Origin of the sequence: Actinoplanes regularis (assembly GCF_900188005.1) — a bacterium.
Lineage (GTDB): Bacteria > Actinomycetota > Actinomycetes > Mycobacteriales > Micromonosporaceae > Actinoplanes > Actinoplanes regularis.
On sequence record NZ_FZNR01000032.1, the window covers coordinates 20,969 to 33,731 of the forward strand.

13 protein-coding genes are annotated in these 12,763 nt (G+C 69.6%); 7 read left to right on the forward strand and 6 right to left on the reverse strand.

Annotated elements, in window-relative coordinates; all coding sequences use genetic code 11:
- Nucleotides 1-19 precede the first annotated feature (19 nt).
- Nucleotides 20-853 (forward strand): sensor histidine kinase, encoded by an 834-nt coding sequence (locus CHC09_RS47285; protein WP_089298775.1) that lies wholly within the window; start codon nt 20-22, stop codon nt 851-853.
- Here CHC09_RS47285 and CHC09_RS41575 read toward each other — a convergent pair.
- Nucleotides 844-1,359 carry a hypothetical protein gene (locus tag CHC09_RS41575; protein WP_089298776.1) on the reverse strand — a complete coding sequence of 172 codons (516 nt, stop codon included), beginning with the start codon at nt 1,357-1,359 and terminating at the stop codon, nt 844-846. The two genes, CHC09_RS47285 and CHC09_RS41575, sit on opposite strands and share 10 nt — an antisense overlap.
- Before the next feature lie 197 nt (nt 1,360-1,556).
- Between CHC09_RS41575 and CHC09_RS41580 the strand changes: the two genes are divergently transcribed.
- The 3 genes from CHC09_RS41580 (at nt 1,557) to CHC09_RS41590 (ending at nt 4,892) form a co-directional block, all read left to right on the forward strand.
- On the forward strand, nt 1,557-2,015 hold the full coding sequence (locus CHC09_RS41580) for a GNAT family N-acetyltransferase (RefSeq protein ID WP_203833426.1): 459 nt from the start codon (nt 1,557-1,559) through the stop codon (nt 2,013-2,015).
- A gap of 103 nt (nt 2,016-2,118) precedes the next feature.
- Nucleotides 2,119-3,717, forward strand: a complete 1,599-nt coding sequence (locus CHC09_RS41585) for a cellulase family glycosylhydrolase (RefSeq protein ID WP_089298778.1) — start codon at nt 2,119-2,121, stop codon at nt 3,715-3,717.
- A complete protein-coding gene (locus CHC09_RS41590; RefSeq protein WP_089298779.1) occupies nt 3,714-4,892 on the forward strand; it encodes a cellulose-binding domain-containing protein in 1,179 nt (392 codons plus the stop codon). Before CHC09_RS41585 ends, CHC09_RS41590 begins: the two co-directional genes overlap by 4 nt.
- Before the next feature lie 61 nt (nt 4,893-4,953).
- Here CHC09_RS41590 and CHC09_RS41595 read toward each other — a convergent pair whose 3' ends face one another.
- The 5 genes from CHC09_RS41595 to CHC09_RS41615 form a co-directional block, all read right to left on the reverse strand.
- Nucleotides 4,954-5,478, reverse strand: a complete 525-nt coding sequence (locus tag CHC09_RS41595) for a hypothetical protein (protein WP_143232883.1) — start codon at nt 5,476-5,478, stop codon at nt 4,954-4,956.
- A 67-nt stretch (nt 5,479-5,545) separates the two neighbouring features.
- Nucleotides 5,546-6,676 carry a response regulator gene (locus tag CHC09_RS41600; RefSeq protein ID WP_179277513.1) on the reverse strand — a complete coding sequence of 377 codons (1,131 nt, stop codon included), beginning with the start codon at nt 6,674-6,676 and terminating at the stop codon, nt 5,546-5,548.
- A gap of 185 nt (nt 6,677-6,861) precedes the next feature.
- Nucleotides 6,862-8,013, reverse strand: a complete 1,152-nt coding sequence (locus CHC09_RS41605) for an epoxide hydrolase family protein (protein ID WP_089298782.1) — start codon at nt 8,011-8,013, stop codon at nt 6,862-6,864.
- Between the two features lie 21 nt (nt 8,014-8,034).
- Complete coding sequence (locus CHC09_RS45910) at nt 8,035-8,367, reverse strand: hypothetical protein (RefSeq protein WP_143232885.1); 333 nt, start codon at nt 8,365-8,367, stop codon at nt 8,035-8,037.
- A gap of 107 nt (nt 8,368-8,474) precedes the next feature.
- Nucleotides 8,475-9,125, reverse strand: a complete 651-nt coding sequence (locus CHC09_RS41615; RefSeq protein WP_089298784.1) for an HAD family hydrolase — start codon at nt 9,123-9,125, stop codon at nt 8,475-8,477.
- Between the two features lie 281 nt (nt 9,126-9,406).
- Between CHC09_RS41615 and CHC09_RS41620 the strand changes: the two genes are divergently transcribed.
- The 3 genes from CHC09_RS41620 to gltX are packed head-to-tail and all read left to right on the forward strand — an operon-like array spanning nt 9,407 to nt 12,763.
- Nucleotides 9,407-10,606: a helix-turn-helix domain-containing protein gene (locus tag CHC09_RS41620; protein WP_179277514.1), complete on the forward strand. Its 1,200-nt coding sequence runs from the start codon at nt 9,407-9,409 to the stop codon at nt 10,604-10,606.
- A gap of 3 nt (nt 10,607-10,609) precedes the next feature.
- Nucleotides 10,610-11,323 (forward strand): creatininase family protein, encoded by a 714-nt coding sequence (locus CHC09_RS41625; RefSeq protein ID WP_089298786.1) that lies wholly within the window; start codon nt 10,610-10,612, stop codon nt 11,321-11,323.
- Between the two features lie 27 nt (nt 11,324-11,350).
- On the forward strand, nt 11,351-12,763 hold the full coding sequence (gene gltX, locus CHC09_RS41630) for a glutamate--tRNA ligase (protein ID WP_089298787.1): 1,413 nt from the start codon (nt 11,351-11,353) through the stop codon (nt 12,761-12,763).

Here is a 12,763-nt window from a genome sequence, read left to right on the forward strand (position 1 = left end):
TCGCCTTCGGGAGTCCGCCATGACCAGCCAGCTGATCACCCTGCTCCACCACGGTGGCGCCGCTCTCGCCGCCCGGCTCGCTCCCGGTGCCGCCTGGCACCGCGCCGCCGGGACGGCCGGAACCGGCACGCTCGGCGGGCACGGCTGCGCACAGCGGGTCAGCGACCGGGAATCGGAGCTGCGCGCCCTGATGAGCATGGCCTCGCACGACCTGAAGAACCCGCTCGCCGCCGTCACCGCACATGTCGAGATGCTCCGGGCGGACTACGGCAGCCTCGGCGCTGACTTCCAGCGTGACCTCACCGCCATCGAGCGTGGCCTCGGCCGGATGAGCCGCCTGACCCAGGAACTGCTCGATTACGCCCGGGCCGACCAGCCCCTCAACCTGGGCCCCGCTTCACTGGACGACATGGTCCAGGACATCATCAGCGACCATGTCACCATCGTCGGCACCGCCAGGGTCGTGGTGGCCGGAACGTTGCCGACCGTGGTGGTGGACGCCCCACTTCTCCGGCACGTCCTGGACAACCTGATCGGCAACGCGATCAAGTACACGCCGGCTGGTTCCGTGCCCGAGGTGGAGGTCCGCGCGGACGTTCTGCCCGACGGCGCCATCCGCGTCGAAGTGGCCGACCGTGGGATCGGCGTACCCGCCGCCGATCAGCTGAAGATCTTCGACGCGTTCCACCGCTGCGCCAACAGCAGCGGATATCCCGGGACGGGCCTCGGCCTCAACATCTGCCAGCGCATCATCGAACGCCACGGTGGCCGGATCGGGGTGGAGGACAATCCCGGGGGAGGTAGCCGCTTCTGGTTCACCCTGGCGTTGCTGGGACGGCCGGGTCAGCAGTAGCCGGAGGGGCACTCGCCGCTGGCGAGCAGTTCGTACTGCTTGCAGCGGGGGCAGATCGGCCGGTCGGGCCGGGGGGCGGGACGGGTCGCCTTCGGCGTGGAGGTCCGGGTGGTCGTGGTCCGCGCGGTGGTGGCCCGCGGGGCCTTCGCCGGGCCGCCGGACTTGCGCAGCTCGACCGCCTGCACGGCGGCGGTGAGGATCGCGTCGTAGCTGGCGTCGATCAGGTGGCCCTCGACCGAGACGAACGGCACCGGGTCGTCCGGGTCCTTCACGGTCGCGCCGGCGATCGTGGCCGCGACCTCCTCGGCCTGGTCCCGGGCCACGGCGATGTCGACACCGCCGGGGTGGATGTGCACCGCCAGGGTCCGTGCGCCCTGCGGCCGGATCTGGATGCTGCGGCCGGACGGCCGGACGTCGACGCTGACCCGGCCGCGGAGCTCGAGGAGCAACCGTGCCACCGAGGGCGCCGCTCCGATTCCGTCGGACTCGGTGTCCTGCAGGTCCATCTGAATGCCCCTCCGATCCCGTGACGACCAGGCAATCGGCACCCCGCTGCCGCCCCTGAGTCCTGGCCGCCGAGGGGGAGCCTACCCGGCGTGGTGATCGCCGAGTGACAAGCAGGTCCCTTCCCGTAGCGGGCGGGCCGGGGCGGAGACCGAAAATGGCTCTGGTCCTCGTGGCGCGGTGTTCTAGGGTGCGCTCCGTGCGACTCGAATTGATCACTCCGAAGAACTATGAGGCGGCGCTCGCCATCACCGTCCACCCCGACCAGGAGGACCTGGTCTCACCGGTGGTGAAGTCGCTCGCCGAGGCGTACGTCTATCCGGACAACGCGTGGCCGCGCCTGATCTACGACGGTGACCGCCTGGTCGGGTTCCTGATGGCGTTCCTCGACATCGAGTGGCCGACCGAGGACGACCCGCAGGCTCGCCGCTCGGGGCTGTGGCGGCTCAACATCGCCGCGGACGTGCAGGGTCACGGCTACGGCCGGTTCGCCGTGGAGCAGGTCTGCCGGGAGATCCGGGCCCGCGGTGTCACGAAGGCGTACGTGACCTGGGAGCCGCGCCCGGGCGGCCCGGAGCCCTTCTATCTCAAGCTGGGCTTCCGCCCGACCGGCGAACTCAGCGGCGGCCAGACGGTCGGGGTTCTGGACCTGCTCTGATTCACCGGATCCGCTGGGGGAGTATCGACGGGCATTGTTGCTGGGAGCGCTCCCATGTAACGATGATGTTTCTCGCCTTCACGTCCTCGAAGGAGCTCCCAGCATGAAACCTCGAATGTGGCTGGCCGGCGCGACCGCGCTCGCCGCCGCGGCACTGGCCGCCGCGGTCGTCACGGCTCAACCGGCCTCCGCCGCCACCGGCGGAACCGGGACCGGCTACCTGCACACCAGCGGCAACAAGATCGTCGACAGCACGGGCGCCACCGTCCGGCTGACCGGCATCAACTGGTTCGGCATGGAGACCGACAACAAGACGTTCCACGGCCTGTGGTCCAGCAACCCGTGGCGCGGCCAGCTCGACAAGATGGCCTCGCTCGGCTACAACACGCTGCGGATCCCGTTCTCCGACGACGCGCTCAAGACCGGGGCGACCGCCACCGGCATCAACGACTACGTCAACCCGGACCTGGTCGGGCTCTCCCCGCTGCAGATCCTGGACAAGGTCGTCGCGTACGCCGGTGGCAAGGGCATGCGGGTCATCCTGGACCGGCACCGGCCGACCGCGGCGGGACAGACCCCGCTCTGGTACACCTCGGCCGTACCGGAAAGCACCTGGATCGCGGATTGGAAAGCGCTCGCCCAGCGCTATGCCGGCAACACCACCGTGATCGGCGCCGACCTGCACAACGAACCGCACGCCGAGGGCACCAACCCGGCCGCCACCGGCGCCTGCTGGGGCTGCGGCGACACAGCCCGGGACTGGCGGCTGGCCGCCGAGCGGGCCGGCAACGCGATCCTCGCGGTCCAGCCCAACTGGCTGATCTTCGTGGAGGGGGTGAGCTGCCCCAGCGGCGGGCTCTCCAACGTCTGGGACGGCGACACCAGCAACGACGAGGACTGCGGCTGGTGGGGCGGCAACCTCTCCAAGGCCGGCGCGTTCCCGGTGCGCCTGAACGTGGCGAGCCGGCTGGTCTACTCGCCGCACGAGTACGCCACCTCGGTCTACCACCAGGCCTGGTTCGACGACCCGACCTACCCGGCGAACATGCCGGCGATCTGGGACAAGTACTGGGGGTACCTGTACAAGCAGAACATCGCGCCGATCATGATGGGGGAGTTCGGCACGACGCTCGCCAGCGACGTCGACAAGGTGTGGCTGCAGAACCTGATGGCGTACACCGGTACCGGCGTGACCGGGATGTCCTTCACCTACTGGTCGTGGAACCCGAACTCCGGTGACACCGGCGGCATCGCCAACGACGACTGGACCACGATCAACCAGGCCAAGCAGGCGATCCTCCAGCCGTACCTGATCGCGCCGGTCGCCGGTGGCGCAACGACGTCACCGTCACCGTCGGGGCCGTCACCGTCGGGCTCCACGCCGCCCGCGACCGGCGGGTGCACGGCCACCTACGCCCAGGACAACGCCTGGCAGGGTGGCTTCCAGGGCCAGCTCAAGGTGCAGAACACCGGCGGCGCCGCGGTCAACCCCTGGCAGGTCACCTGGACCTGGCCGTCCGGCGTGACGCTCGCCAGCGGCTGGAACGCCACGATCACCCAGTCCGGGACCACGGTGACGGCGGCCGCGCCGAGCTACTCGCCGTCGCTCGCGGCGGGCGCCTCGGTCACGATCGGCTTCACCGCCAACGGTACGGCGGCGGCCCCGGCCACCGTGAAGCTCAACGGGGTGGCGTGCTCATGAGGCTCGTACCGGTAGCGACGGTCGTGGCCCTGGCCGGTGCCGCCCTCGGTGTCGCCGTCCTGGGGCCGGTCCAGGCCGCCGCGCCCACCTGCGACGTGACCTGGACGGCGAACTCCTGGAACACCGGCTTCACCGCCGACGTCAAGGTCACCAACCTCGGCGCCGCGATCACGTCCTGGACGCTGGCCTGGGACTTCCCGGGCAATCAGCAGGTCACCTCGGCCTGGAACGCGACCGTGCGGCAGACCGGGGCCGCGGTGACCGCCACCAGCGTCGGATGGAACGGAACGCTGGCGACCGGCGCGTCGACCAGCTTCGGTTTCCAGGCGACGTACTCCGGGAGCAATTCGTCCCCGGCCACGTTCCGCCTCAACGGGGCGACGTGCGGCCCCGAGCCGGTGCCCACCGACGCGTCCGGCCTGCCCTCCCCGTCCTCGCCGTCACCGTCGGCGCCTTCCCCGTCACCTTCGACGTCGTCCTCGCCCGCGAACTGCTCGACCACGGCGCGTTGTGACGGCTTCGAGTCCCAGGCCGGCTCGGTCCCGGCCGGCGCGTGGGCGGTGACCAGCCCGGACTGCTCCGGCACCGGCACCGCCGCGATCGACAAGACGATCGCGCACACCGGCGGCACGTCGCTGCGGATCAACGGCGCGGCCGGCTACTGCAACCACGTGTTCGCCCGCAACACCGACCTGCTCGGTGCGGCGACCAGCACCCGCTACATCCGCTACTGGGTGCGGCACACGACCGCGCTGCCCGCCGCGCACGTCACCGCGGTCGCGATGGCCGACGCCAACGACGGCGGCAAGGACCTGCGGTTCGGCGGCCAGAACGGCGCCCTGCAGTTCAACCGGGCCTCCGATGACGCCACGCTGCCCGAGCAGAGCCCGGCCGGCGTGGCGCTGTCGAGACCACTGCCGGTGAACACCTGGAACTGCGTCGAATTCAAGATCGACGGTGCGAACGGCACGATCGAGACCTGGCTCGACGGCACCCTGGTGCCCGGTCTGGTCGAGGACGGCACCCCGACCCACGACATCGACAGCCAGTGGCTCAACCGCACCTGGCGCCCGGCCCTCACCGACCTGCGCCTGGGCTGGGAGAGCTACGGCGACGGCGCCGACACCCTCTGGTACGACGACGTGGCGGTCTCCGCAACCCGCAACGGCTGCTGACCGAAATCGGTCGGGCGCGGCTTCGGCCGCGCCCGACCGTTCCACGCGGCTTCCCGATGCGTCAGAGAATGCTGCCACGGCCTCCGGAGGCGACGCCGCAGTTCTGGCAGACCCTCCACAGGGTCCAGTCCTCCTCGCCGCAGACCAGGCATCCTCCGTCCGGGCCGGCCCGGCGGGTGTACGCCTCGAGCACTCGGCCGACCACGAGGGGCAGCGGCTCGGCCGGATGCTTCCGCGGATCGGGGCAGTAGGCGAGGTTGTGGCAGCCCCACGAATCCCACGGATGCGGCGTCTGCGGAACGCGCCGGCCCTCCCGCTTCTGCAGGCGCCGCTCGGCGGCGAAGGCGACCGACCTCGCCAGCACCGGAGCGCGGGCCGCCTCGAGCTCGTCGAGGGCCCGGACCAGCGACGAGGGATCCGCCGCGATGCGCCCCGGGATGCGGTGAGTGATCGCCAGATGATGCCAGGTGGCGTTGAAGCCGTACGGCGCGAAGCGGTAGAGGCAGTTCCTCAGACGCATCCGGCGTTGTACGGGGTCGAGGCTCTCGTCCCGAACCTGGCGTGCGTATGCGGGGAAACTGGTCATCCGGAAATGATCACAGAGTCGCTCCGTCACCCATCGACGCCGGTGCCCGTCGGCCTGCCGACGGTCGTCACGCGACGAGCAGGTGGCGACTCAGCAGGCCGGTGGAGTCGTGGAAGTCGTGGATCCGGGCGAGGACCTCTTCGGTGACGACCTCGCCGCGGGCGGCCAGCTGCAGGCCGGTGGCGGAGTACACGTCGCCGGCGAGTGTGTCGCCGACTTCCAGCTCGTCGACGTTGATCTCGCGCGCCTCGTGGGCGGACTCGACCCCGGCGTACTCGGCCAGCGCCGCGATCAGGGCCGGGGCGTGGGTCTTTCGTGCGGTCAGGGTCGCCAGAGCCGTTCGAACCTCGGTTCCACGGTGGATGAGCGCGTCGTACTCCCGGATCGCCTGCAACACCAGCGCGGCCTGCGGCGCCTCCGCCGGCATCGGCTGGAACGGGTCGCGGTGGGTGCGCAACTGATGCCGGATGATGACGCGTACCGGAGCCAGAGCGGGAACGTGGGCCAGCACCGCGGCGGCCCGGTCGAACAGGGCATCGAGCGTGCGCGCTTCGGTGTCGTTGCGCGGGATCCCGGTGATGACCGCCTCGACCGCGGCAACCGGCAACGTGACCGCCCCGACCGCGGTCAGCTCGGCGGCCAACTCCACCTGCCACGCGTCGGGAAACTCGAGCACGGCACACACCTTCTCGGCGATCCCGCGCATCCGGTGGGCGCGCTCGACCAGCGCGGGCTGGGCCTGGGCCAGCGTGGCGAGCAGCGCCTCGACGGTGCCGGCGGTCGCAGCCCCAGCCGGCACCTTGTCCGCGCCACTCTCCTGGTGCTGCGCGGTCGCCGCCGCCACGGTGGCCCGCAACTCGTCCGCGGGACAGGGCTTGAGCAGCAACTGGAACACATGCCCCTGGTTGATCGCCGCCATGGTGTCGGCCACGTCGATATCGTCGGCCAACAGGACCCGGGTCGTGGACGGCGACACCGCCCCCGCACGCTGCAACACCTCGACGCCGTCGATCACCGGCATCTGCATGTCCGCGATGAACACCGGGAACGGGTCGTCGCCGGCCTCGGCCAGCATGCGCAGCGCCACCTCGGGATCGGTCGTGGTCACCACCCGGAAACCGGTGCACAACGCGCGCTCCAGTTCCTCCAGGACGCGGGGATCGTCATCGAGGCACAGAACGCGAGGCTGCACGGGCATGGTGTCCGACCTTCCGGGGGCGCTGTACGGGTCCTGGCCGCACACGTCGTCATGGCGCGGGTCCGAGCCGTTCCATCGGGTCGCCCGGCCCATGGTTGACGGGCCGATCTTCCTTTCCTGTGTGACGCCGATCACTCAGCGCTCCGGCCGTCACCGCGTGTACCGGTAGCGGCGGGAATCCCTGGTCACCGCAGCTTCCGGAAGAACGTCCGGACGTCGTCGACCAGCAGCTCGGGCGCCTCCATGGCGAGGAAGTGCCCGCCCTTGCCGAGTTCGGTCCAGTGCACGACGTGGTGGTCGCGCTCGGCCCACGGCCGGATCGTGACATCGTGACCGGAAACGAGGACCCCGGTGGGCACGGTGCCGCGCCGGCCGCCGATCTCCGGTGAGCTCGCGGAGAACTCCTCGTAGTAGATCTGGGCGGCGGAAGCGGCGGTGCCCGTCAGCCAGTAGATCGATACGTCGGTGAGGATGCGGTCGCGGTCGATGCTCTCCTCCGGCAGCCCCTCCTCCGGATCGGTGAGCTCCTTGAACTTCTCCACGATCCAGGCGAGCTGACCGACCGGGGAGTCGGTCAGGGCGTACCCGACGGTCTGCGGGCGTTTGGCGTTGCACTGCAAGTAGCCGTCGTTGAAGTTCTGCATCCGCTGCCAGCGGCGCTGATCGGCCTCGCTGAGGCCGTCCATCTCCCCGTCGGCTCCGGCCGGGAGCGTCACCATCGCGGTGAGGTGTACGCCGACGACCCGCTCCGGGTCCTGCCGGCCCACCCTGGGGCCGATCCAGGCGCCCCAGTCGTAGCCGTGTACGCCGTACCGGTCGTAGCCGAGCCGGGCCATCAGCGCCACGAGGATCCCGGCCACCCGGTCCGCGTTCATCCCCGGCCCGGCCAGTGGGGTGGAGAACCCGAATCCCGGCAGCGACGGCACGACCAGGTGGAAAGCGTCGGCGGGGTCGCCGCCGTGGCTACGGGGATCGGACAGGGGCCCGAGGACGTCGAGGAAGTCCGCCACCGCGCCGGGCCAGCCGTGCAACAGGAGCAACGGCGTGGCGTCCGGCTCGGGCGAGGGCACGTGCAGGAAATGCAGGTTCTGCCCGTCGATGGTGGTCAGGTGCTGCGGGTACCGGTTGAGGGCCGCCTCCTGGGCCCGCCAGTCGTAGCCGGTGCGCCAGTAGTCGGCGACCTCCCGCAGGTACCCGACGGGAACTCCGCGGCTCCAGCCGACCCCGGGTAGCTCTTGCGGCCACCGGGTGTTGGCCAGGCGGGACTTCAGGTCGTCGAGCTGCGACTGCGGGATGTCGATACGGAACGGGCGGAGGCCAGGCCGGCTTTTCGTCATGCGGGCCACGCTAGGGACCGATCAGGACACTTCCTGTCCTTTGAGAGATCCGCGCGGTTGAGCGGCTTCACCCGGCGAGACATTGTCGTCGCGCCGCGCAACATAGGTGGCCTGAAGGCGATCCAGCATTCGGCCGAGGCCACGGTCCTCGTGTGGCCGGTGATGCCGCTCGCGGTCGGCAGCTGGGATGATCGCGGGATGGATTTCTAGCTGGAGCCGCCGTACGGTGTCGGGCCGTTGCGGCTCGGTATGAATGCCGATGAAGCGCGTGCGGCGATGGAGCCGCTCGGTCTCCTGGCGCAGCGAGCCCTCGGTGAGTTCGCCCTGGATCTGCCGAGCGGTCTCAGAACACACCCGATTCCATCCGCAGGTCCGTCGACTGGTGAGCGACCTGCTCGACGGCGCGGGGAGCACCAGCCGGGTCCACGACTTCGCCCGCTGGACCGCGCTGCCTGTCGCTGTCAGCTGACCTGCGGCCGGACGAGCTGCGGCAGTTCGGCGAGAGAGTCGATCACCCAGGTGGCGTGCTCCCGCACGATCGGATCGTCAGCCCACAACCGGCCCCACGGACCGCGCTTGACCAGCACCGTGTTCAGGCCAATCGCGCTGGCGGCCCGCACGTCGTAGTCACGATGGTCACCCACGTAGGCGATCTCGTGAGGTTCCCCTGGCGCGAAGGCGATGACACGCTCGAAAAAGCCGGGATCGGGTTTGGCGACTCCCCACTCGCCGGACGTGGCGAGACCGTCGACCGGCAGGTCCAGCGCCAGCAGAAGTTCAGCTGCCCGAACGGTCTGGTTGCCGGCGACCCCGACCCACACCCCTCGCCGCCGCAGCTCGGCGAGCGCGGGCCGAACGTCCGGGTACAGGTCGCCCTCGTCGATCTGCTCGCCGAGACCTGCCTCCTCACGACGCTTACGCTCGACCGCGAGGTCCAAACCGGGGCGTACGTACTGGAACGCCTCCGCGTTGTTACGGCCCTGGGCGACGACGATGCCGATCAGCGCGGAGAAGGTGTGCCGGGGCACGCCGATCCAGTCGGCCCAGGCGTTGAACTCGCGGGTGTCGTCCAGCAGCGTCTCACCGACGTCGAACACCACCGACCTGACCACGAAATCTCTTCCCTTCAACACAATGAGGCGACGGTATGACCGGGACAGTCTCGTTCGTGGCCGACGCCGATGAGGCTGGCGGGGCAAACCGGGTCGCCGAAGAACCCGTACGAACGATCAGATTCTGCCCCGGGCTGTCACGCGCGGAAACGCCGGCGACGAAGCCAACGCCCGAGCGTTGTCCCATGCGCTGCCCGATCTGGCGGGAACGTTCCTGTTTGCCGTAGCGTGTTGCCACCGAAGCGGTGTGTGGTCGGATGTCGGAAAGGGGCGGCGCGACCATGAACATCGATCCTCAGTGGTGGGACACGGCGGTGTTCGAAGGCCGGCCCCTTGTCGAGCATCTCGCGGCCCGCGATGTCTCCGCGCTTCTGCGTTTCCTGCGGACCCGGGGTCTGTCCCGGGCGCGACTTGCCGCCTTGACCGGCCTGTCGGAGACCCGGGTGCGGCAGATCGCCCAGGGCCGACAGCGGGTCACCTCCTTCGAGGTCTTGGAACGCATCGCTGACGGGCTGAGCATTCCGCGGCCGTACCTGGGGCTCGCCGTATCCTCCGAGGCCACCCCGGTACGGTTCGCTGACGTCTTCGCCGATCCTTCGCTGCACGACTCGTGGAATGCCCTGTTAGGCGTGCTGTCCGCCCGGAGCAACACCGTCGGCTGCGCGGGTCTGCGCCGGCCAGCAGAGGGACAGTCCCAGCTCATCGGCGCGGCCCGGGTAGCCACGAGCGGACCGCACCGCTCCCGCCTGATGGCCTTGGAAGCGCACTGGACCGAGTTCCTGAGTTGGATCGAGGCGAATGGGCCACACCCGGCGCGGGCGAGTTCGTTGCTGGACCGGGCGAATGCCCTGGCCGTCGAAGCCGGTGATCACCACCTGGTGTCGTACATCCTCATGCGCAAGAGTCAGCAAGCGCTCGACGACGGCGATGCGGTACGGGCGGGCCGGTTCGCGCAGCAGGCCCGCCGGACACCGAAACTGCCGCCCCGTACGTCGGCCCTGTGTCTGGTCCGTGAGGCCGAGGCACACGCCCTCGCCGACGATGCGACCGCCAGTCGGACGAACATCGACCTGGCGCTTCGTCTGGTCTCCGAGCCCACCGACGGGGCGGATCATCTCGGCGGACACTGCACGGTCGACTACGTTCGTGCCAGTGAGGCCCGGTGCCGGCAGATGCTCGGCGAGAGCGCGGCGGCCACGAGGACCTATGAGGAAGTCCTCGCGGCGTGGCCTGCCGAGGGACGCCTCGATGAAGGCGTATGGCGCGCTGACCTCGCGCTCGCGTATCTGGACGACGGTGAGCCGGAACGAGCGGCGATCGAGGGCTTGTCCGCAGTTCGAGTAGCGGAGCAGACATCGTCGACGCGTGCCCTGCGGGCCGTGGGCCGGCTGCTGCCGCGACTCCGCCGACACCGCGAACTCACCGTGTTTCCCCGCCTGGCCGAGGCATACCAGGGCGCGCTCGTCGCCTGTCAGGATTGATCCATGAATTTGCTGTCGACCGCCACCAGCGAGGACGAGAGGCGCCGCGCCGCCCCCGTCGCGGTGCTACCCGTCGGAAGTTTCGAACAGCACGGCGTCTATCTGCCCCTGGCCACTGACAGCGTCGTCGCCTGTGCGATCGCCGAACGCGTCGCCTCGGCTTATGACCTGTTTCTGCTGCCGCCGGTGACGATCTCCTGCTCCCACGAGCACAGCGCCTGGCCGGGCACGGTCAGCATCAGCCACACCACCCTGACCGCCGTGATCAAGGACGTCTTCACGTCTCTTCGGCGGTCCGGGATCGAGCGTCTTGCGCTGGTCAACGGGCATGGCGGTAACTATGTGCTGAGCAACATCGTTCAGGAGGCGAACGTCGCGGGACCGGTGATGACACTCTTTCCCGCCAGGGACGACTGGAACGCTGCCCGTCAGACGGCCGGGCTGACGAGCGACGGTCATGCCGACATGCATGCCGGCGAGCTGGAGGTGTCGCTGTTACGCCACGTCGCGCCGGAGCTGCTTCGCTCCGGCGTCGAGACGTCCGACCACCAGGCCGACGACCGCAACCTGCTGCTCGTCCACGGCATGGCCGGCTACACGAAATCGGGTGTCATCGGGCTGCCGTCGGCCGGAACAGCGGACAAAGGCCGGATGATTCTCGACAGCCTGGCCGACGCGTTCAAAGCTCACCTGGACGCGCTGACCGCAACCGAATGATCGGACCGGGACCGGTACGCTGCGTGCATGGCGTCTTCTCCTTCCGGCGTACGTGTCCGGTTCGCCCCGTCGCCCACGGGGATGTTCCACGTGGGCAACGCTCGTTCCCTGCTCTACAACTGGGTGCTGGCGAAGCAGTCCGGGGGCGCTCTCGTGCTCCGGATCGAGGACACCGACGCTGAACGCAGCAAGCCGGAGTGGGTCCAGGGGATCCTGGACGCGATGGCGTGGCTGGGTTGCGGACCCGAGGAGTACGAGGGACCGCTCTTCCAGTCCGCCTACGTTCAGCACCACCGCGACGCGATCGACAAGCTCCTCGCGGCGGGGCAGGCATACTACTGCGACTGCGTCCGTGAGCAGGTCGTCGCGCGTACCGGCAGCGAGCACAAGGGCTACGACGGCTTCTGCCGTGACCGCGGCCTGACCGCCGAGCCGGGTCGGGCCGTGCGCTTCCGCACCCCGGACGAGGGGCAGACGGTCGTTCGTGACCTGGTTCGCGGCGAGCCGACGTTCGCCAACAGCACCATCGAAGACTTCGTTGTCGCCCGCGGTGACGGGTCACCGGTGTTCCTCCTGGCCAACGTCGTCGATGACATGGTCATGGGCATCACGCACGTGATCCGGGCCGAGGAACATCTACCGAACACGCCGAAGCAGCAGTTGTTGTGGCAGGCGCTCGGGCACGAGCCGCCGGTGTGGGCGCATGCGCCGATCCTGGTGAACGAGAAGCGGCAGAAGCTGTCCAAACGGCGTGACCGGGTCGCTCTGGAGGACTTCCGCGCTGAGGGTTACCTCGCTGAGACGATGCGCAACTACCTGATGTTGCTCGGCTGGGCCCCGTCCGGTAACCGGGAGATCCTGCCGTGGGAGGACCTGGTCAACGAGTTCCAGCTCGAAGACGTCAACCCGTCGCCGGCCTTCTTCGATGTGAAGAAGCTTCGCGCCTTCAATGGCGACTACATCCGGGCGATGAGCGTCGAGGAGTTCATCTCCGCCTGCCAGCCCTGGCTGCGCGGGGAGGCTGCCCCGTGGCGGCCCGAGGACTACGACGAGGATGTTTTCGCCGTGGTTGCCCCGCTGGCACAGACCAGGGTCAGCCTGCTTGGCGAGATCGTGGCGATGGTGGACTTCCTGTTCCTGCCAGAACCCCCGGTCGACGAGGCCGCTTGGGCGAAGGCGATGACCGGCGAATCGGCGGTCGGCCTGCTGACCGACGTGGCTGCCGCTTTCGCCGACGTTGCGTGGACCGCGGAGTCCCTGAAGCGGACGGTGGAGGAGTTGGGCGCGGCGCGAGGGCTGAAGCTCGGCAAGGCTCAGGCGCCGGTTCGTGTCGCGGTGACCGGCCGGACTGTCGGCCTGCCGCTGTTCGAGTCGCTGGAAGTGCTCGGCCGCGAACGCACTCTGCACCGCATTCGGGCTGCGATCACCCGGCTCGGATGA

Excerpts from the sequence above, each read along its gene's own strand:
- CHC09_RS47285 (WP_089298775.1), top strand. The coding sequence starts at position 20 with ATGACCAGCCAGCTGATCACCCTGCTCCACCACGGTGGCGCCGCTCTC.
- CHC09_RS41575 (WP_089298776.1), bottom strand. The coding sequence starts at position 1,359 with ATGGACCTGCAGGACACCGAGTCCGACGGAATCGGAGCGGCGCCCTCG.
- CHC09_RS41585 (WP_089298778.1), top strand. The coding sequence starts at position 2,119 with ATGAAACCTCGAATGTGGCTGGCCGGCGCGACCGCGCTCGCCGCCGCG.
- CHC09_RS41590 (WP_089298779.1), top strand. The coding sequence starts at position 3,714 with ATGAGGCTCGTACCGGTAGCGACGGTCGTGGCCCTGGCCGGTGCCGCC.
- CHC09_RS41595 (WP_143232883.1), bottom strand. The coding sequence starts at position 5,478 with ATGACCAGTTTCCCCGCATACGCACGCCAGGTTCGGGACGAGAGCCTC.
- CHC09_RS41600 (WP_179277513.1), bottom strand. The coding sequence starts at position 6,676 with ATGCCCGTGCAGCCTCGCGTTCTGTGCCTCGATGACGATCCCCGCGTC.
- CHC09_RS41605 (WP_089298782.1), bottom strand. The coding sequence starts at position 8,013 with ATGACGAAAAGCCGGCCTGGCCTCCGCCCGTTCCGTATCGACATCCCG.
- CHC09_RS41620 (WP_179277514.1), top strand. The coding sequence starts at position 9,407 with ATGAACATCGATCCTCAGTGGTGGGACACGGCGGTGTTCGAAGGCCGG.
- CHC09_RS41625 (WP_089298786.1), top strand. The coding sequence starts at position 10,610 with ATGAATTTGCTGTCGACCGCCACCAGCGAGGACGAGAGGCGCCGCGCC.
- gltX (WP_089298787.1), top strand. The coding sequence starts at position 11,351 with ATGGCGTCTTCTCCTTCCGGCGTACGTGTCCGGTTCGCCCCGTCGCCC.